The organism is Pseudomonas sp. M5A4_2d (assembly GCF_053345295.1).
On the sequence record NZ_JBKEZW010000007.1, the window covers coordinates 356,450 to 376,012 of the forward strand.

General features: G+C 61.6%; 16 protein-coding genes. 8 read left to right on the top strand and 8 right to left on the bottom strand.

Annotated elements, in window-relative coordinates; genetic code table 11:
* Window positions 1-80 precede the first annotated feature (80 nt).
* Window positions 81-755, top strand: coding sequence for a response regulator transcription factor PcoR (locus ACLBW8_RS18795; RefSeq protein WP_053254221.1), 675 nt, complete (start codon window positions 81-83; stop codon window positions 753-755).
* Window positions 752-2,188: a heavy metal sensor histidine kinase gene (locus ACLBW8_RS18800; RefSeq protein WP_064450554.1), complete on the top strand. Its 1,437-nt coding sequence runs from the start codon at window positions 752-754 to the stop codon at window positions 2,186-2,188. Before ACLBW8_RS18795 ends, ACLBW8_RS18800 begins: the two co-directional genes overlap by 4 nt.
* Here ACLBW8_RS18800 and ACLBW8_RS18805 read toward each other — a convergent pair.
* From ACLBW8_RS18805 to ACLBW8_RS18820, 4 genes are all read right to left on the bottom strand, one after another.
* Window positions 2,103-5,258: a CusA/CzcA family heavy metal efflux RND transporter gene (locus ACLBW8_RS18805; RefSeq protein ID WP_447806049.1), complete on the bottom strand. Its 3,156-nt coding sequence runs from the start codon at window positions 5,256-5,258 to the stop codon at window positions 2,103-2,105. The genes ACLBW8_RS18800 and ACLBW8_RS18805 overlap by 86 nt on opposite strands.
* Before the next feature lie 18 nt (window positions 5,259-5,276).
* Window positions 5,277-6,383 (bottom strand): efflux RND transporter periplasmic adaptor subunit, encoded by a 1,107-nt coding sequence (locus ACLBW8_RS18810; RefSeq protein ID WP_447806050.1) that lies wholly within the window; start codon window positions 6,381-6,383, stop codon window positions 5,277-5,279.
* An 18-nt stretch (window positions 6,384-6,401) separates the two neighbouring features.
* Window positions 6,402-7,622, bottom strand: coding sequence for a TolC family protein (locus ACLBW8_RS18815; RefSeq protein ID WP_221293833.1), 1,221 nt, complete (start codon window positions 7,620-7,622; stop codon window positions 6,402-6,404).
* Window positions 7,623-7,731: 109 nt separating this feature from the next.
* A complete protein-coding gene (locus tag ACLBW8_RS18820; protein WP_064450550.1) occupies window positions 7,732-8,637 on the bottom strand; it encodes a cation diffusion facilitator family transporter in 906 nt (301 codons plus the stop codon).
* 216 nt (window positions 8,638-8,853) lie between these two features.
* On the opposite strand from ACLBW8_RS18820, the gene ACLBW8_RS18825 reads away from it, so the two are divergent.
* A complete protein-coding gene (locus ACLBW8_RS18825; RefSeq protein WP_064450549.1) occupies window positions 8,854-10,224 on the top strand; it encodes a GntT/GntP/DsdX family permease in 1,371 nt (456 codons plus the stop codon).
* Between the two features lie 3 nt (window positions 10,225-10,227).
* Here ACLBW8_RS18825 and ACLBW8_RS18830 read toward each other — a convergent pair whose 3' ends face one another.
* On the bottom strand, window positions 10,228-11,517 hold the full coding sequence (locus ACLBW8_RS18830) for an MFS transporter (protein ID WP_447806051.1): 1,290 nt from the start codon (window positions 11,515-11,517) through the stop codon (window positions 10,228-10,230).
* Between the two features lie 186 nt (window positions 11,518-11,703).
* Between ACLBW8_RS18830 and ACLBW8_RS18835 the strand changes: the two genes are divergently transcribed.
* The 4 genes from ACLBW8_RS18835 (at window position 11,704) to ACLBW8_RS18850 (ending at window position 17,049) form a co-directional block, all read left to right on the top strand.
* Window positions 11,704-13,122 (top strand): short-chain fatty acid transporter, encoded by a 1,419-nt coding sequence (locus tag ACLBW8_RS18835; RefSeq protein WP_447806052.1) that lies wholly within the window; start codon window positions 11,704-11,706, stop codon window positions 13,120-13,122.
* A 262-nt stretch (window positions 13,123-13,384) separates the two neighbouring features.
* Window positions 13,385-15,085: an acid phosphatase gene (gene acpA / locus ACLBW8_RS18840; RefSeq protein WP_064450546.1), complete on the top strand. Its 1,701-nt coding sequence runs from the start codon at window positions 13,385-13,387 to the stop codon at window positions 15,083-15,085.
* A gap of 122 nt (window positions 15,086-15,207) precedes the next feature.
* Window positions 15,208-16,377 (top strand): hypothetical protein, encoded by a 1,170-nt coding sequence (locus ACLBW8_RS18845; protein ID WP_447806053.1) that lies wholly within the window; start codon window positions 15,208-15,210, stop codon window positions 16,375-16,377.
* A 147-nt stretch (window positions 16,378-16,524) separates the two neighbouring features.
* Window positions 16,525-17,049 (top strand): SET domain-containing protein-lysine N-methyltransferase, encoded by a 525-nt coding sequence (locus ACLBW8_RS18850; RefSeq protein WP_447806054.1) that lies wholly within the window; start codon window positions 16,525-16,527, stop codon window positions 17,047-17,049.
* On the opposite strand, the gene can is transcribed toward ACLBW8_RS18850, so the two are convergent.
* On the bottom strand, window positions 17,046-17,690 hold the full coding sequence (gene can, locus ACLBW8_RS18855; RefSeq protein ID WP_064450543.1) for a carbonate dehydratase: 645 nt from the start codon (window positions 17,688-17,690) through the stop codon (window positions 17,046-17,048). The genes ACLBW8_RS18850 and can overlap by 4 nt on opposite strands.
* A gap of 154 nt (window positions 17,691-17,844) precedes the next feature.
* Between can and ACLBW8_RS18860 the strand changes: the two genes are divergently transcribed.
* Window positions 17,845-18,249: a serine kinase/phosphatase gene (locus ACLBW8_RS18860; protein ID WP_447806055.1), complete on the top strand. Its 405-nt coding sequence runs from the start codon at window positions 17,845-17,847 to the stop codon at window positions 18,247-18,249.
* Window positions 18,250-18,364: 115 nt separating this feature from the next.
* Here the strand turns inward: ACLBW8_RS18860 and rimI are convergent, their stop codons facing one another.
* Together rimI and ACLBW8_RS18870 are read right to left on the bottom strand one after the other, a co-directional pair.
* Entirely contained in the window at window positions 18,365-18,817 is a 453-nt protein-coding gene (gene rimI / locus ACLBW8_RS18865) for a ribosomal protein S18-alanine N-acetyltransferase (protein WP_032886035.1), read from the bottom strand.
* Complete coding sequence (locus tag ACLBW8_RS18870; protein ID WP_447806066.1) at window positions 18,810-19,553, bottom strand: energy transducer TonB; 744 nt, start codon at window positions 19,551-19,553, stop codon at window positions 18,810-18,812. Before ACLBW8_RS18870 ends, rimI begins: the two co-directional genes overlap by 8 nt.
* Window positions 19,554-19,563: the final 10 nt, after the last annotated feature.

Sequence of the window (19,563 nt, forward strand, 5' to 3'; positions counted from 1 at the left end):
CTTCAGAATTTCCCTACTCTCAAAACACCTGATTCCATAGGGAAATGGACCTCTTCTCTTTCAGTAAAAGGTAAATTTCTATGCGTATCCTTGTGGTTGAGGACGAGCAAAAAACCGCTGACTATTTGCAGCAAGGCCTGAGTGAAAGTGGCTATGTGGTCGACTGCGCGTCCAATGGCATCGACGGCCTGCACCTGGCCGGGCAGCACGCGTATGAGTTGGTCATTCTTGACGTCAACCTGCCGGGCAAGGATGGCTGGGAAGTGCTGGAGCAATTGCGCCGCAACGGCACGCAACGGGTAATGATGCTGACCGCGCGTGGCCGGCTGGCCGACAAGATCAAGGGCCTGGACATGGGCGCCGATGATTACCTGGTCAAACCCTTCGAGTTTCCCGAATTGCTCGCACGGGTCCGCACCCTGCTGCGACGCAGCGAGCATATCCCACAACCGGAAGTATTCAGCGTGCAGGACCTGGAGCTGGACCCACGCCGCCATCGCGCGTATCGCGGCTCCCGACGGATCGACCTGACCACCAAAGAGTTCGCCCTGCTGCAGGTATTGATGCGCCAAACCGGCGAAGTGCTGACCCGCACGCAAATCATTTCCCTGGTGTGGGACATGAATTTCGACTGCGACACCAACGTCGTGGAAGTCTCCATCAGCCGCCTGCGGGCCAAGGTGGATGACCAGAGCGAGGTCAAGCTGATCCACACCATTCGCGGCGTGGGTTATGTGCTGGAGGCGCGCGGATGAAGACCGGCAGTTTGTCGATGCGCCTGGGCCTGACGGTCAGTGTGATGGGCGCAGGCCTGGTGCTGTTGCTGGCAACCCTGGCGTACCTGGCCCTGACCCACGAACTGGAAAAGCTGGCGCGCAAGGGCCTGGAAAGCAAGATGGAACAGATCCAGCACAGCGTGGCCCAGGGCATGGACGTGAACACCATCCGCGCCCGCCCGCATTCACTGATGGACCTGGTGATTGGCCATGACAACTTCTACCTGACCATCGTCGGCACCGCACCCGACGAAAGCGTGCTGCTGAGCACCGGGGCCAAGCCTCAGACACCTTTGCTCACAGACTTCACCCCACGGGAAACCCTCGGTTACCTCAACTGGACCGACAGTGTCGGCAACCAAGTGCTCAGCGCCTCCAGCCTGATGCGCCTGGCCAGCGGCGAACGTGTACGCGTGCTGCTGTCCCTGGACCGCACCGACGATCAAGCGCTGCTCAGTGCTTACCTGCGCGCTACGGTGATCGCCTTGCCCATGCTGCTGCTCTTGATCGGCATGGGCGCCTGGTGGCTGGTGCAGCGCGGGCTGGCGCCGTTGAAACAGTTCAGCCATGTGGCGGCCAAAGTCACCACTCAGGACCTCACGCATCGTCTTTCCGTCGACAACCTGCCCCAGGAGCTGGGCGAGTTGGCGCAAGGCTTTAATGTGATGCTCAATCGCCTGGACGCTGGGGTGCAGCAACTGTCGCAATTCTCCGATGACCTCGCCCACGAATTGCGCGCGCCCCTGACCAACCTGATGGGCAAAGCCCAGTTGACGCTGTCGCGCCAGCGGCCGCCTGACGAATACAAAGCCGTGCTGGAATCCAACACCGAAGAGCTGGAGCGCCTGGCGCGTATCGTCTCCGACATGCTGTTTCTGGCCCAGGTCAGCCACCCGGCGGCGCGGGCTTCCTTCGCGGCGGTGTCGCTGGCGGCTGAAACGGCTCGGGTGATGGACTTGTTCGCCCTCAGTGCCGAAGACAAACAACTGACCCTGACCCTCAGCGGCGATGCTCACGTGCACGGCGATCGCCTGATGATCCAGCGCGCCCTGTCGAACCTGCTGTCCAATGCCATCCGCCACAGCCCTGCGGGCTCGCATATTTCGCTGCTGGTGGAGGCCTACGGGAACACGGCGTCGGTGTCGGTCAGCAACCCCGGCCCCGGCATCGAGGCGCACCACCTGCCGCACCTGTTCGAACGCTTCTACCGTGTCGACAGCAGCCGCGCTCGCACCGAAGGTGGCACCGGCCTGGGCCTGGCCATCGTGCGGTCGATCATGACCCTGCACCAGGGGCAGGCTGACGTGCGCAGCCTGCCCGGTGGTTTCACACTGTTTCGCCTGGTGTTTCCTCTTCCTTGCGGTGCGCCCACTGATAAAGCGCCGGCAGCACCAGCAAGGTCAGCAGCGTAGAAGAAATAATCCCGCCAATCACCACCGTCGCCAACGGGCGCTGCACTTCGGCGCCGGTGCCGGTGGCCAGGGCCATCGGGATAAACCCCAGGGACGCCACCAGCGCGGTCATTAATACCGGGCGCAAACGGGTCAGCGCCCCTTCGTTGACCGCCACCGATAACGCGCGACCTTCCTCACGCAGGTTGCGGATGAAGGCAATCATCACCAGCCCGTTAAGCACCGCGACGCCGGACAAGGCGATAAAGCCCACGCCCGCCGAAATCGACAGCGGAATATCGCGCAGCCACAGCGCCATGATCCCACCCGTCAATGCGAAGGGAATCCCGGTAAACACCAACAGGCCGTCCTTGAGGTTGTTGAACATCATGAACAACAGCCCGAACACCAGCAGCAATGCCACCGGCACCACGATGCGCAAACGCTCGGACGCTTCCTTCAACTGTTCGAACTGGCCGCCCCAGGTGGTCCAGTAACCGGCGGGGACTTTCACCTGAGTGCTGATGGCCGCCTCGGCCTCTTCGACAAACGAGCCGATATCCCGCCCGCGCACGTTGGCGCTGACGATCACCAGGCGCTTGCCGTTCTCGCGGCTGATCTGGTTGGGGCCGAGCACCAGGTCCAGGCTCGCGACCTGGGACAAGGCAATAAAGCCCAACTGCCCAGCCGCACTGCCGGCCAGCGCCGGCACCGGAATCAGCAGCCGTGACAGCCCGTCGATATCGGTGCGTAACGCGTCGGACAAACGCACGACCATGTCAAAGCGGCGATCACCTTCGTACAACGTACCGGCCTGACGCCCGCCCACGGCAACCGCAATGGTGTCCTGCACATCGCCCACATTCAGGCCGAAACGCGCGGCCTTGTCGCGGTCGATATTGATGGTCAGCACCGGCAAGCCGGAAGTCTGTTCGACCTTGACTTCCGAGGCGCCTTCCAGCTTTTGCAGGGTCTCGGCGATTTCCCCGGCGGTCTTGTTGAGCACCGCCATGTCGTCACCAAACACCTTCACTGCCACATCACTGCGCACCCCGGAAATCAGCTCGTTGAAGCGCAGCTGGATCGGTTGCGACAGTTCATACGCACTGCCCGGCACAATCGCACTGGCGCGTTGGATGTCGGCAATCAGTGTCTCGCGGGACTTGTTTGGATCGGGCCACTGCGCCTTCGGTTTAAGCATCACGTAGCTGTCGGAAATATTCGGCGGCATCGGGTCAGAGGCGATTTCCGCGGTGCCGGTGCGCGCAAAGACCCGCTCGATTTCCGGCACCTGGGTCTTCAAGGTTTTCTCAAGCTGCTGCTGCATCTGCACCGATTGCGTCAGGCTGGTACCCGGCACGCGCAGGGCCTGTTGGGCGAAGTCGCCTTCACTGAGGCTGGGGATGAATTCACTGCCCATGCGGCTGGCCACCGCCCCAGAGGCGACAATGGTCAACACAGCCAAGCCAAATACCCACGGGCGGCGCGCCATCACCCAATCCAGCACCGGCGCATAGACGCGACGCGCCGTGCGCATCACCAGGTTTTCTTCTTCCTTGACCTTGCCGGTGACGAACAGCGCAATCGCGGCCGGGACGAACGTCACCGACAGAATCATCGCGCCCAGCAGCGCGATTACTACGGTGAAGGCCATAGGGTGGAACATCTTCCCGGCCACGCCAGTGAGGGCGAAGATCGGCAGGTAAACCACCATGATGATCAGCTGCCCGAAGATCAGCGCTCGCCGCGCCTCTTTGGCCGCCGCGAACACTTCATGCAGCCGCTCGCTACGGGTCAACAAACGGCCGTGGCGCTGTTGCGCATGCGCCAGGCGGCGGATGGCGTTCTCGACAATCACCACCGCGCCGTCGACGATAATGCCGAAGTCCAGTGCGCCAAGACTCATCAGGTTGGCGCTGACTTTGTTGGTAAACATCCCGGTAAAGGTGAACAACATCGCCAGGGGAATCACCATCGCGGTGATCAACGCTGCGCGGATATTGCCCAAGAACAGGAACAGCACCGCAACCACCAGCAGCGCACCTTCGAAGAGGTTTTTCTTCACGGTGGCGATGGCTTTTTCCACCAGGTTGGTGCGGTCGTAAACGGTGACGGCGACCACGCCGGCGGGCAGCGAGCGGTTGATCTCTTCGAGTTTTTTCGCCACCGCCTGGGACACAGTGCGGCTGTTTTCGCCGATCAACATGAATACCGTGCCCAGCACCACTTCACGGCCGTTTTCGGTGGCGGCGCCGGTACGCAGCTCACGGCCGATTTCGACCTGCGCCACATTGCGCACGCGGATCGGCGTGCCATCGGAAGTGGTGATCACGATATTGGCGATGTCATCAATCGACGCCACTTGCCCCGGCGCGCGGATCAGCAACTGTTCGCCGCTGCGCTCGATGTAACCGGCGCCGACGTTGGCGTTGTTGCGCTCAAGCGCCGTGACCAAATCGGTCAACGTCAGGTTGTAGGCCGCGAGGCGCTTGGGGTCCGGGGCAATCTGGTATTCCTTGGCAAAGCCGCCGATGGTGTTGATCTCGGCCACACCCGGCACGTTGCGCAGTTGCGGCTTGATGATCCAGTCCTGGATCACGCGCAGGTCGGTCGGCGTGTAGGGCGTGCCGTCCTCTTTGAGCGCGCCGTCCTCGGCCTCGACGGTCCACAGGAAAATTTCCCCGAGACCGGTGGAAATCGGCCCCATGGCGGTTTCGATGCCGGTGGGCAATTGTCCACGGGCGACCTGCAGGCGCTCATTGACCAATTGGCGGGCGAAGAACAGGTCGGTACCGTCTTTGAAAATCACCGTCACCTGGGACAAACCGGAGCGCGACAGCGACCGCGTCTGCTGCAGACCCGGCAACCCGGCCATGGCGGTTTCGATGGGAAAGGTAATGCGCTGTTCGGTTTCCAGCGGCGAAAACCCGGCCGCCGCCGAGTTGATCTGCACCTGCACATTGGTGATGTCGGGTACGGCGTCGATGGGCAATTTCTGATAGCTGGCGATGCCGACACCGGCCATCAACAACACGGCCAGCAGCACGATGATGCGCTGCTCGATGGCAAATTGGATAAGGCGCTCAAACATGGGGAATCACTCGCAGGATCAATGGGCGTGCTCGGCCGAGCCTTTACCCAGTTCGGACTTGAGGATGAAGCTGCCGACAGTCGCCACCTGCGCCCCGGCGTCGAGACCCTGGCGCACTTCGACGTAGCCGTTTTCACTCACGCCCAGCTCAAGGTGGCGGGTGATAAAACCGTCCGGCGTGCGCACGAACACCGAGGGTTTGTCCTCGATGGTCTGGATCGCGGTTTGAGGCACGGTGACCTTGGCCTGGTAGGTGTCAGTGGCCAATTGCACGGTGACAAACAGCCCGGGGCGCCAGGCGTCGTCGGGGTTGGGCACGTTCACGCGCACGGTGGCGGTACGTGTCTGCTCACCGAGCAAGTTGCCGACGTAGGCCACAGTGCCGAGCACCTCGGTGCCCATTTCCGTAGAGCTGACTTTCACCGGTTTACCGACGCGCACCTTGTTCAAGTCCTTGGGAAATACACCGAAGGTGACCCATACCTGGGACAGGTCCGAAAGGGTGAACGCGTTGCTGGTTTCGCTCACGACCTCGCCGACTCCCAGGTGCTTTTCCACCACCATGCCGGCGAAGGGCGCACGCAGTTCATAGCGATTACCGCCGACCAGGACTGCGCTGCCGCTGAGGGCGGTCATTTTCTGGCGGGCGTTGTTCAGGGCGATTTCCGCTTCCTGCAAGGCCTGGCGCGCCAGCAGGTAATCCTGCTCGGCGGAGATTTGGTCCTGCCACAATTGGCGCTCACGCTGGAAGGTGGTGCGCGCCAGTTCGACCCGACGCTCACTGGCTGCCAGCTCACTGCGCTGGTCGGAAATTTGCTGGCTGGCGATCACCGCCAACAGCTCGCCCTTCTTAACCGATTGGCCGAGGTTGACCTTCACAGCCTCCACCACACCGGCCGCGCGCGGGACGATGTGCGAGGTGCGATCCTCATCAAAACGCACTTCTCCCGGCAGTGTCAGCAGGGTGCTGATGGCGCGTGGCTGGGCCTGGGCGAGTTGAATACCGGCGGCCTGGATCTGCTGCTCAGTGAGTTCGAGTGTGCCCTCCTCTTCTTCGGCGTTTGCAAAACCAGACAGCATCAGGCCCAGGGCGACGGCCAGCGCCACACCGTGTTTATGCTTCATAAAAGACTCCAGAAAAAATCAAAACCGGGCGAGGTCGCCGTAAATCCGTTCGATGCGTACCCAGGCGTCGGTGGCCTGGGCGGTCGCCGTGAGGTACTGCGTGCGCGCGGCGATCAAGGTGCGCTGGGCGTCGAGCACGTCGAGGAAGTTGAACTTGCCCATCTCGAAACCCCGGGTGGCGCTGTCCACCGCGCTTTGGGCGGCGGGCAGGATCTGTTGGTTGAAGGCGCGCACTTCGGTATTCGCGGTTTGCCACAGGTCCAGGGCCTGGCGGGTTTCGGTGCGCAGGCGCAACTCAGTGGCATTGCGCAAGTCACGGGCCTGGTCGGCGCGGCGGCTGGCGGCGAGCACGTTGCCCTGGTTGCGGTTGAACAGCGGGATCGGCATCGACACGCCCACCAGGTTCACCCGCTCGCGCACGCTGGCGTCGTACTGGCTGCCGATCGACACGTCGAGGTCGGGAATCCGCTGGGCTTTTTCCAGGCCTACGCTGGCTTCGCTTTGCTGGATTTGCAGTTCAGCCAGGCGCAGCTCCGTGGTTTGCTCAAGACGCGCGAGCAACGGTGTGGAGGCCGGTAATGGCGGAGCGGATTGGCGTTGTGTGGCGACCGCCTGGAAATCAGGCGCGGCGCTGCCGGTAATGGCCGCAAGGCGGCGATAGGCGTCGCTCAGGCCGATCTGCGCCCGGTTCAGTTCCAGGCGGATCTCCGAGACCTGCACCTGCGCGCGAGTGGCTTCGACCGGCGACGACTTGCCGGCCGTGACGCGGCCGTTGGCGACCACCAGCCCGCGCTCGGCCAGGGCCATAGAGCGTTGCGCCAGGTCGAGGCGCTCCTGGGCACGCAGGGCGCCGTAATAGCTGTCGATCACATCGGCGCGCAGGCCATTGCGACGCTGCTCCAGGGTCAGTGCGGCAGCGTCCTGGGCCCGAGTGGCCAGGTCAATCCGCGCACCGCGTTTGCCGCCCAGTTCCAGGGTCTGGCTGAGTTTGACGGTGGTGGTGCGCGTACTGCGGCGGGTGTCTTCAGCATCCCAGGAGGCCACCGGGTTGGGGATCAAGCCTGCCTGCTGGCGACCGCCCTGGGCGATGTCGATTTCCCACTGCGCGGCAGCCAGGTCAGGGTTGTTGGCAAACGCGGTTTGCAGGGCTCTATCAAGCGTGAGGGTTTGCGCCTGGACAGCACTGGCCGCCACCCACAACGCAGTCGCCCCCAACAGTGTTTTAACGGAAATTGCCATAACGAAAGTTCCACGCCCATGAAGTCGCTGAGGTTTCCCAGCGGGGGCAATGTAGCTTTCGGTACTTATCAGGGCGGTGGGCAGAACATTACAAATCCGTTAGCGAGGATCAGGCGTGCACGTCGTCATGTTCGTCGTGATGAAACCCTTCGCCTTCAACCTGCAAGGTGACGTGGGAAATATCGAATTGTTCGTGCAGCAATTCCGTCACAAGCGCGAGGATCTGCTGCTCCGTGCCGAGCGACGAGTCCGCCACCAAGTGAGTGCTCAGCACATTCTTGCCGCTGGTCAGGGCCCAGATATGCAGGTCGTGCACGTCCTTGACCCCGGGCACCTTGCGAATGGCCTGCTCGACCTGATCGATATCAACCCCGTCCGGCACACCTTGCAGCAGCACGTTCATGCTTTCCTTGAGCAGCGTCCAGGTGCGCGGCAACACCCAGAAACCAATCGCCGCCGCCACCACGGAGTCGATCCAACCCCAGCCGGTGAACATGATCACCACCGCCGCGATGATCACGCCGATAGAGCCGAGCATGTCGCTCCAGACTTCCAGGTAAGCGCCCTTCACATTAAGGCTTTCGCCGCTGGCGGCACTGAGCAGGCGCATGGAAATCAGGTTGACGATCAGCCCCAGCACCGCAATGACCAGCATACCGGTGGACTGGATTTCAGCCGGTGCCTGGAGCCGTTGATAGGCCTCATACAGGATGTAAAACGCCACGGCGAACAGCAATAGCGCATTGAAGGCGGCCGCCAGAATCTCGAAACGCGCATAACCAAAGGTGCGCTTGCGGTCGGCTGCGCGTTTGGCAACCTGGATGGCTACCAGGGAAATCGCCAGGGCCAGGGCGTCGGTCATCATGTGCGCGGCGTCGGACAACAGCGCCAGGCTGCCGGTGATAAACGCGCCGATCACCTCGGCAATCATGAAGCTGCTGGTCAGCCCGAGGGCGATCCATAGAAGACGCTCGTGGCCGGCGCGTGCTTGGCCGTGGTTATGTCCTGCGCTCATGAAATATCCTCAAAGGGTGTGGTCCGTTGATCATAGAGCTATAGGCCAAATACTCGGGCACGGGTTGCAAATTTGTCATCCGCGCGACAGCCCGCCGTTACATGACGCGCACCAAAATCGCACATGGACGCTCTGGCACAGTTCTATCAGGTATGCTTTTCGAGCAGGAAACAAAAAGAAACATATTAGCCAACCTGTTCGATAAGGAGTCCCGTTTTGGAGTTATCGACTGCCGCGTGGATGGTTCACGACACCCGCCTCATGTTCTGCGTTCTGCTGGCGATCGCCAGCATCATTGTGTTGATCAGCGCGACCAAGCTACCGCCGTTCCTGTCAATTTTGATCGGTACGTTTATCGCGGGTGTCGGCGCCGGGTTGCCCCCGGAGGAAGTCGCCAAAGCCTTCAGCAAAGGCGCCGGGGCGATTCTCGGTGAAGCCGGGATTATCATCGCGCTGGGCTCTATGCTCGGTGCGCTGATGGCGGAATCCGGCGCGGCCGACCGTATCGCCACCACCCTGCTCGGGCTGGGCAAAGGCAAATCACTGCCCTGGGTAATGGCGCTGGTGGCCATGGTGATCGGCTTGCCGCTGTTCTTCGAAGTCGGCCTGGTGATGATGGTGCCGATCATCTTTGTGATGGCCAAACGTTCGAACCAGCCCTTGTTGAAAATCGCCATCCCCGCACTGGCGGGCATGACCACCCTGCACGCCCTGATGCCGCCGCATCCGGGACCGCTGATTGCGGTGAGCGCGCTGCACGCCGACCTCGGCCTGACCATGTTGCTGGGCTTCTGCCTGGCAGTGCCGGCAGTGATTCTGGCCGGCCCGCTCTATGGCAACTGGCTGTCCAAGCGCATGCACGTGGATGAACCGGCCGACATCGGCGCGCTGTTCAGCGCACCGCCAAAGGCGCCGCGCCAGCCGAGTTTCGGCGTGTCGTTGCTGATTATTTTACTGCCGGTGATTTTGATGCTCGGCAGCACCTTGGCCAAGGTCGCCATGTCGCCGGAAAACCCGCTGGCGCTGACCTTGAAATTCCTCGGTGAACCGCTGATCGCCCTCGGCCTGGCGGTAATCGCCGCGGTGGTTTGCCTGGGCTGGGCCGCCGGCATGCCGCGTGCCGAAGTCGGCAACACCCTGCGCAAAGCCCTCGCGCCCATCGCCGTGTTGTTGCTGACCATCGGCGCCGGCGGTGGCCTCAAGCAAACCCTGCTGGACGCCGGCGTCAGCCAGACCATCAGCAAGGTCGCCGAAGGCGCGCACATGCCGTATCTGCTGCTGGCCTGGCTGATTGCCGTGGCCCTGCGCCAGGCCACCGGCTCGGCGACGGTCGCCACCACCACGACGGCGGGCATCCTCGCGCCAATGATGGCCGGGCTGGCGGCTACGCAGAGTTCATTGGTGGCATTGGCAATTGGCGCCGGCTCGGTGTTCTTCTGCCACGTCAACGACGCCGGGTTCTGGATGGTGCGTGAGTACTTCGGCTTGCAGCTCAAACAGACGATCTGGGTGTGGTCGGTGTTGCAGACGATTGTTTCGGTGGTCGGGCTGGTCGGTACGCTATTGCTCTGGCACTTTCTGACCTGACCCTCAGGTCGCCAAGGTGTGGCGCTTGCCAAACAGCGCCACACTCGCCCCCCCCACCGCCCCCATCACCACGCAATAGCCCACGCAGATCCACGGGCTCGTCGGCATCAACGCAATCAACAACAGCGGTGTGGTACTCGCCCACAGCGCGTAGGCAATGTTGTAGGTGAAGGAAATCCCCGAGACCCGCACCGGCGCCGGAAACAGGCCGACCATCACCGACGGCACTGCGCCCACTACCCCGCAACTCAAGCCCGCCACCGCATACGCCGCCCCTAGCCACACACCGCCGCTGATCAGGCTGGCATACAGAACCGCAATGCCCACCGGCAGCAACAGGCTATAGACCAGCACCGTGCGCCAGGCACCGATGCGGTCCACCAGCAGGCCGGCCAGTACACAACCGATATTCAGAAAAACAATGCCCAGCGCGCTCAAGGCGAAGGTGTGGCTGGGGCTCATGCCGAAGGTTTTTTGCATCATGGTCGGGGTGATGACCACCAGCACTACCACGGCCGAGGTGAGCACGCAGGTGAGGATCATTGCCGGCAGCAACACGGCGCGATGGTCGCGCAGCACGGTGCGCAGAGGCAGTTCGGCGGCGGCCTGGCGGCGGGCCTGCATTTCGAGGAACACCGGGGTTTCGTTAAGCCAGCGGCGCAACCACACGCCGATCACACCGAAGACGCCGCCGAGCAGGAACGGGAAGCGCCAGGCGTAATCGAGGATTTCGGCGGGGGTGAAGAGTTGCGCCAGCAATGTCGCGGTGAGTGCGCCGAGCAGGTAGCCGAAGGTCAGGCCGGCTTGCAGGAAGCCCAAGGCATACCCACGGTGATGACGCGGCGCGTGTTCGGCGACGAAGGTCCAGGCGCTGGGCACTTCCCCGCCCACCGCAGCGCCTTGCAGCACGCGCAGCACCAGCAGGATCAGCGGCGCGAAATAACCGATTTGTGCGTAGGTGGGCATGATCCCGATCAGCAGGCAGGGCAACGCCATCATCAGGATGCTCAGGCTGAACACGCGCTTGCGCCCCAGGTGGTCGGCGAAGTGCGCCATCAGGATGCCGCCCAGCGGGCGCGCCAGGTAACCGGTGACGAAGATGCCGAAGCTTTGCAGCAGGCGCAGCCACTCGGGCATTTCCGGTGGGAAAAACAACTGGCTGAGGGTCAGCGCAAAGAATACGAAAATAATGAAGTCGTAGATTTCCAGGGCGCCGCCGAGGGCGGCCAGGCCCAGTGTTTTGTAGTCGGAGCGGGAAAAACGCTGCGCCTGTGGGGAAAAGGTGGCAGTCATGTGGAGGCTCGGCAGACAAACAAAATGGCGTGCAGGTTATGAGCTGAGCCCAATGATGGCAATCGCGACAGATATATTTGTTTTACTCATGGATCAATGAAGATAACTACATTCCCAAAACAATGGGCGTAGAGGAACATGCCGTAAAACTGCCAAAACCCATAATAAATACAAGAGGAAAGACTCGTGGCCGATGCTATCGAAGAAAGCCGCTATGCCCGATTTGCCCTGCGTTGCTCCAACTTCGCCGAACGCTGGTTTCCTGACTCCTGGGTATTTGCCGCCCTCGCCGTGATTATCGTCGCCGTGGCGACCCTGGGCATGGGCGCCGCGCCGACCGAGGCCGCCAAAGCCTTCGGTGATGGGTTCTGGAGCCTGATCCCGTTCACCATGCAGATGGCCTTTGTGGTGATCGGCGGTTATGTGGTGGCCAGTTCGCCACCTGCGGTAAAACTGATCGATCGCTTGGCGCGCATCCCGAAAAACGGCCGCTCGGCCGTGGCGTGGGTGGCGTTGATCTCGATGGTCGCCTCCCTGCTCAATTGGGGCTTGTCCCTGGTGTTTGGCGGTTTGCTGGTGCGCGCACTCGCCCGCCGTACGGATTTACGCATGGACTACCGCGCGGCCGGTGCCGCCGCTTACCTGGGCCTGGGCGCGGTGTGGGCATTGGGACTGTCGTCGTCGGCTGCGCAACTACAGGCCAACCCGGCCAGCTTGCCGCCGTCGATTCTGTCGATTACGGGGGTGATTCCGTTCACTGACACGATCTTTCTGTGGCAATCCGGGGTGATGTTGCTGGCGTTGATCGTGGTCTCGCTGATCATCGCTTACGCCACCGCACCAGGGCCGAACAGCGCCCGTGATGCGAAGGCCTGCGGCGTCGACCCGGCCTTCAACCTGCCCAAGATTCAAGCGCCAACCCGCCCGGGTGAATGGTTGGAACACAGCCCGCTGCTAACCATTCTGCTGGCATTGCTGGCGGCCGGTTGGTTGTTCCATGAGTTCTCGACCAAGCCGGCAATCAGCGCCATCTCGGGGCTGAACACCTATAACTTCCTGTTCATCATGGTTGGCGCGCTGCTGCACTGGCGCCCGCGCAGTTTCCTCGATGCGGTGGCCCGCGCCGTGCCGACCACCACCGGCGTGCTGATCCAGTTTCCGCTGTATGGCTCCATCGCGGCGCTGATGACCGTGGTCAAGGACGGCGACGGCCAGACCCTGGCGCACCATATCTCGACCTTCTTTACCTCCATCGCCTCTCACGACACCTATGCGTTGTTGATGGGCGTGTACTCGGCGGTGCTGGGTTTCTTTATTCCATCGGGCGGCGGCAAGTGGATCATCGAAGCGCCTTACGTGATGCAAGTGGCCAATGACCTGCAATACCACTTGGGCTGGGCGGTGCAGATCTACAACGCTGCCGAGGCGCTGCCGAACTTGATCAACCCGTTCTATATGCTGCCGTTGCTCGGCGTGTTGGGGCTGAAGGCGCGAGACCTGATTGGTTTCTCGTTTGTGCAACTGCTGGTGCACACGCCGTTGGTATTGTTCCTGCTATGGGCGCTGGGCACGACGCTCAAATACCTGCCTCCCGTGATGCCGTAAACGCTTCTGTCACATTGCCTGCTTAAGCTTCGCCCTCAGGCCCGGCAACGCCTCCTGCACCTTGATCGGCCTTCAACCGATCAAGGTGCACACGATGCGTTGCAGCGCGGCCCCGTTACGAAACCCGATAGTCATCATCAGAACCCTTATGCCCTAAGGCCTCGCCTTATAGACTGAAGCGTTTAAGCTTTGCCATATTTGATGCCCTTTCAACGAAACATCCAGCAACAAATAAACCAAAAACAGCAGTGAGAAGCCTCGGATGACCGAAGAAACCGAAGACCAGAAAGCAACCAAAAACGCCGCCGACACGCTCCCCGATTCAAGCCGTCGGCGCTTTTTAGGAGGGGTTGCCGTACTGGGCGCCGGGGCGACCTTGAGCGCCTGCGGTGGGCCCGCTGAACCGCCTGGCCCGGTGGTCACCCGCGAACTGTCGCCTGCCGAGCTGGACAAGGCCTTGCACGACAACGTGAAGAATGTGGTGGTGATCTACGGCGAAAACCGCAGTTTCAACAACCTGTTTGCCGACTTCCCCGGCGTGGAAAGCCCACTGTCCGCTCTCAAACCCGCCGACTACCAGCAACGCGACCGCGACGGCAGCCTGCTGGAGACGCTGCCGGAAGTCTGGGGCGGCGTGACTCAGCTAGGGCCGCAAACAATTGACGGGGTGCTTTACCCCAGCGCCACCCAATATCAGGAACACTTGCCCAACGCGCCCTATGCACTGAAGGGGCCGAACGGCGAAGACCTGCCCCTGGGCCTGGTCACCCGCGATCTGTGGCATGTGTTTTATCAGAACCAGATGCAGATCAATGGGGGCAAGAACGACCTGTTTGTCGCCTGGGCCGACTCCGGTGCGCTGACGCTTGGCCATTACCCGCAAACGCGTTATTCGCTGCGCCTGTGGGACGTCGCCAGGGAGTTCGTGCTGTGCGACAACTTCTTCCAGGGTGCCTTTGGCGGTTCGTACCTCAACCACCAATACTTGATCAGTGCTCAAGTGCCGTTTTACCCGGACGCCGCCAACTCGGTGGCTAAATCGCAGATCGCCACGCTGCAGAGCGACGACCCAACCGACACGCGCCTCAAGCCGTTGGACAAGTCACCGGCCAGCGCCATGACCGGCCCGCCGCAGTTCGGGCCCAGCGCGCTGACGCCGGACGGCTATTCGGTAAACACCATGGCGCCACCGTACTGGCCCACCTGGATCCGCGACCCGGAGCGCCCGGACTACGCCAAGCCCGACCTGCCCAGCGTGCTGGTGCCGCAGTCTCACGAACACATCGGCGACAAGCTGTCGAAGAAGAACGTCGATTGGGCCTGGTACGGCGGTGCCTGGCAGGCAACGATCGACGAGCACAAGGATTCGCTGGCGATTCCGAAGATCCCCAGCTTTCAGTATCACCACCAGCCGTTCAACTACTTCAAGCAGCAAGGTCCGGAAAACCCGGCGGAGCGCAAGAAACGCCTGCGCGACGGCGGCCTGGGCGATGAGCCAAGCACCAATCACTTCCTGGCTGATGCCCAGGCGGGAACACTGCCAGCGGTGAGTTTCTACAAACCCCAGGGCAACCTCAACATGCACGCCGGTTACGCCGACGTGGCCTCGGGCGACCGCCATATCACCCGCGCCCTGAAAGTGTTGCAGGAGAGCCCGCAGTGGAAAAACATGGTCGTGATCATCACCGTCGATGAGAACGGCGGCTGGTGGGACCACGTCGCACCGCCTAAAGGCGACCGCTGGGGCCCGGGCACGCGTATCCCGGCGTTGGTTATTTCGCCGTTTGCACGCAAAGGCACGGTGGACCATACGGTTTACGACACCGCGTCGATCCTGCGCTTGATCACCCGGGTGTTCCAGCTGGAGAAACTGGACGGCCTCAAGCTGCGCGACGACGCAATGATTGCGCGCGGCCAGAAGCCCATGGGCGATCTGAGCAACGCCTTGCAGTTCAAGGTGTAGGTTTTCTTATCCAATAGCGACATGCCCAGCGATTTAGCACGCGGTTTTCCTGGTCAACCGCTACTGTGTGGAAGTGGGCTTTCACCCCGAGCAGACGGGCTTTCGCTGACAAGGAAACAACTATGTTCAAACCGACCAGGCTGTCCTTCACCCTGGCCGCACTGCTGGCCAGTGCGGTCGTACAGGCCGACATCGAAGTACCATTGGGCAGCACGCAACGGGTCACCCAGTTGTTTGCGTTCCCCAATAACTGCAACGTGATCTGCTTTCGGCCATGGACGCTGGAGCAGACCGCCGAGCATTATCTGAACCAGAGCCTGCAGCGCGACGGGTACAGCCGCGCCAAGGTCAGTGTGAAAACCCATGACGGCCAGGTCTCAGCCACCTTCAGCGGCGTGCCCGACCACTACGGCCAGCCGCTGACCACGCTGCTCAATACCGCCGACCTGGCCTACCAAGGCGCCAGCAAACTCAACAGCGACGGCAAGTGGGCTTACAACTGGTACCTGTTCCTGCCGCTGGGCATGGCCCTGGAAAATCGCAAGAGCATCGAACTGCTGCACTTCCCGCCGGACTATTCGCTGACCCAGGCCCAGGATTACCTGGAATCGGCAACCACCGACCGCTGGGCCACGTTGCTCACCGACAATGGCATCCCTGCCACCGAAACGCCGGCCTACCAGACCATCATCGATATCGCACCGATCGCCGCGCCCTCCAATGCGGGCAAGGACCTCGAAAACGTTTACAGCTACTTCGCCGATTACCAGACCCGCATGGTCAAGGAGTTGAGCCTGCGCGCCAACGGCTCGTTGCCGATGGTGGCGTTCGGCGCACCGGTGCGGAATTGGATCAAGCAACAATACGGCCAGACCGTGGGCGTGCTGGGCCTGGCGCAGATCAGCCCGACAGCGGGCAAGACCGTGTCGGTATTGGGCGCCAACCACCCGAGTTACATCTGGTATGCGGCAGACCCTGCAACCTACGACGGTAATGAACAGAAAGCCGATGAGGCCGGCTTGAAGGTGATGGGGCAGGACCTGAGCGCCGCCTGCTGGCAAGCCGGCATGGGGCAGAAACCCGCCAGCGATGCGAATGTACTGCTCAAGGCTTGCATGAATACCTGGCAGGTCACGCGCAAGGAACAGACCTGTGAGTTGTTCTATACCTCGGTGCGCAATCTGACCCCGGAACAAGCCAACGCCAAATGCGCCACCCCCGTCATCAAGGCTCAGTTGAAACAACTGAAGGACGCTGCTCCAACCCCGGCGGTCATGGCCCCGGCGCTGTAAGCCGAACAGGCTATAACCGATTTCTACTGTCAGAGTTGACAGTAGAAATCGGATCCAATATCAGCGAGTCTTGAGTGGCACCCATCCGCTGCAAGACTGATAGTCAGCCCCCACTCGCAGGTCGATGCAGCCCAACCCAGGAGAGTCATGAAAACTCAAGCCATGGATAAGGCTAACACCGCTGTGAGTGACGGCCTTTACCCCTTCAAGACGGTGCTCGTTGAACAGGGTTACCCCTCGACCAAACACTTCCAGATCGCACAGGACGCAAATGGGCCAGGCGCCGTCATCAAGGCGTGCATTGCCTTTGACAGCCGCCTGCGCATTGCCAGAGTCTCCGGTTACGCCCTGAGCGAGCGACGCTTGCATACCCTGCAACTGTCATCACGCATCCACTTGTATGACCCGTGGTTCAGCGGCCTGCTGTCGCATTCCTGCAACCCGAACGTGTTTTTCGATGCCACTTACCTGGAAGTCTGGACGGTGCAAGCCATCGCTGCAGGCGACCTGCTGACGATGGATTACGCCAATACCGAGGACGCGGTGTTCCGGCAGTTCGCCTGCCAATGCGGCGAGCTCAACTGCCGGGGGTGGATCACCGGCAGTGCAGAGCCCTTGAACGCCGACGGTCAGGCCTTCATGGCCCAATGGCGGCTGCGCAAACGGCCTTAGACCTCGCCCAATGGCCGCAAGCGATATTGCGGTGGCAGTTGCTCGAAACCACTGATGGTGGTGTTCAAGCTCTTCCAGCGGCCATCCTTGATGCCATAGATACAGCCATGGATCGACAGGCTCTGCCCACGGTGCCAGGCGTTTTGCACAATGCTGGTGTGACCCACGTTGGCCACCTGTTGAATCACGTTCAGCTCGCAAAGGCGGTCGACACGTTCTTCTTCGGTCGGCAACTGGGCCAACAGTTCGCGGTTTTCGTAGTAGAGGTCACGAATGGTGCGCAGCCAGCCATCGATCAGGCCGAACTGGCGGTCCTGCATGGACGCGCGCACGCCGCCGCAGCCGTAGTGGCCGGTCACGAGGATATGTTTGACCTTGAGCACGTCGACCGCGTATTGGATCACCGACAGGCAATTAAGGTCGGTATGCAATACCACGTTGGCCACGTTGCGGTGCACAAACAGATCACCGGGCAACATGCCGACGATTTCGTTGGCCGGTACACGGGCGTCGGAGCAGCCGATCCACAGGTATTCCGGGGTTTGCTGGCGGGCGAGCTTGGCGAAGAATTCGGGATCTTCCTGTTTGATCGCATCCGCCCAGCGTTCGTTGTTATCAAGCAGGTCTTGTAGTTCGTTCATCAGGGAAAGCCTCAGGAATGATGCGCAGCTTTGACAGACGACCGCTCGTCCGGGTCACGCCCGGTTTAAAGAATAGACCGGCGTTAATTAGCTTGAATCTTTGGGGAGCCATGCCTGTCCACACACTATAAGCCCCACAGCATGAGGATTGGCCATGACAGATTCACGACGTCCCTACGGCGCTACGCAGCCGGAACCCATTGATGACAAGGAAGACCGCATGGGCTCGATACATGAGCTGGATTTTGACGAAGAAGCGCCGACGGCAGAAATCGGCGATGAAATCCCACCGGGTGAGCGTGAACACCTGATGCCCGACGAGCGGGTACGTGAAGCCGGGATGACCGGCGCTTCAACGGATGACCACGAACCCACCGATGATGACATGAGCCCGGAAACGCTGATTCATGAGGACGGCGCACGGGATGCTCGGGAAGAAGGTGAAGACAGCCCGGCGGATTACGATTTGAGCATCGTCGATGAAGATGAGATCGGCGGCGGGAATGGGCTGGATGAAGCCGAGTTGGCGGATATCGACCCGGTAGACGGTAACCGCTGACATACCACCGCCCCTGTTGGAGCCGGGCTTGCCCGCGATGCTGGTGCCTCGGTGTCTCAGTGAGACCGAGGGGATGCTATCGCAGGCAAGCCAGCTCCCACAGGGGTTTTGTGTCTTAGTCGACTAAGGTGCAAGCCATTACGACTGCATCTTCGCGCCCACCCACGGCGGGGTAGTAATCGCGTCGACGGCCGATCTCGTTGAAACCGTAGCGCTCATACAGGCGGAACGCGCCGGTATTGCTGTCGCGCACTTCCAGGAAGCATTCCCGGGCTTTGGCGGCATACGCGCGGGACATCAAGTGTTCCAGCAGCGCCAGGCCCAAACCACGGCCCTGGTTTTCCGGCTTGACGGTGATGTTCAGCAAATGCGCTTCATCAAGGATGATTTGCACCACACCGTGGCCCACCTGCTGCTCGCCCTCGAACATCAGCCAGATCTGGTACTTGCCCAGCCCATCGAGAAAAATCCCGCGGGTCCAGGGATGGCTGAACGCCGCGTATTCAATCTTCAGTACAGCGTCGAGGTCCGCCTCGGTCATCGGGCGAAAGGATAAAGCTTCACTCATCGGTACTTTTCCAGCGCGCCATCAGCCGGCGCATGGCTTGCCAGACATCAGCCTTACGCTGTGGCTCTTCCATTAATAATTCCAGGCCCGGCAGGGCCCAAACCGAGCCCAGACCTTCGACCTGCAGTTCGCGGTACCAGGCTTCGGCATTCGCTTCGCCGGCAAAACGCACAGCGGGCAGGCCGATCAACCACAGGCACACGCAGGGTTCGTCTTCCAGGCGCGCCGACACAAAACCTTGTACAAAATCCCGCGCGGCTTCCGGGCCCTGGTCCATGGTGCCGCGCACCAGCAGCGGCCAGCGCACCGGGTCGCCGACGATCTGCGGGCTGTCGGGCAGGCCGGCGGCGCGCAGCATGTCCTTGAGCAGCATGTAGGCCGGGTCGCGGGTCTGGAAGCGTTCGCCAGTGGGCAATTCCACCAACAGCAGGCAACGCCCGGCCCGCAGTAATTGCAGGGCAAAGCGTGGCGGCGGCACCACCGGGGCCTTGACCACCGGCGCGGCCTCTTCGGCCACCACGGGTTTGGCTACGGGTGAAGGGCGCGGTACTTCGATCTTCGCCCGCTCGACCACAGGACGCGCCTCGGGAACGGGCTTGACCACCGCCACCGGCGCCGCCGCCTCCTCCCCTGAAACCTCGAACGCCTCATAAGGCTCAGGCGCCTGCAGCAGCTCGGGCCGCGACGGGGCGGCAAACGGCAGTTCGGTGCGGGGCAGCCAGTTGACCACCTGCATGGCGGTCAAG